Origin of the sequence: Herbaspirillum sp. RV1423 (genome assembly GCF_000577615.1) — a bacterium.
Lineage (GTDB): Bacteria > Pseudomonadota > Gammaproteobacteria > Burkholderiales > Burkholderiaceae_D > Herbaspirillum.
In genome coordinates this window covers 1-273 of record NZ_CBXX010000126.1, presented here as the reverse complement: position 1 = coordinate 273, position 273 = coordinate 1, and the positions used below count along the sequence as shown (strand labels likewise).

Annotated in this window: 1 pseudogene; it reads right to left on the bottom strand. The window is 64.1% G+C overall.

What is annotated here, in order from left to right:
- Nucleotides 1-273: pseudogene (locus RV1423_RS28400) on the bottom strand (ABC transporter ATP-binding protein); the annotation flags it as partial.

Below are 273 nucleotides of genomic sequence, written 5' to 3'. Positions count from 1 at the left end.
GGATGATTTCGCCGAAGCCCAGGGTGACGATGGCCAGGTAGTCGCCGCGCAGCTTCAGGGTCGGCGCACCCAACAATGCCCCGAACAGGGCGGCGATCAGGGCCGATACCGGGACGATGATCCAGAGCGACAGGTGGATTCCGTTTTGTACGATCTGCGGGCCGCATACCATGATGAGGAAGTTGCCCACCGCCGGGTAGGTGTTGACGAAGGATTGCAGGACGTCGGCGAATTGCGGCGAGGCCAGCAGGCCGGCGGTGTAGGCGCCGATGG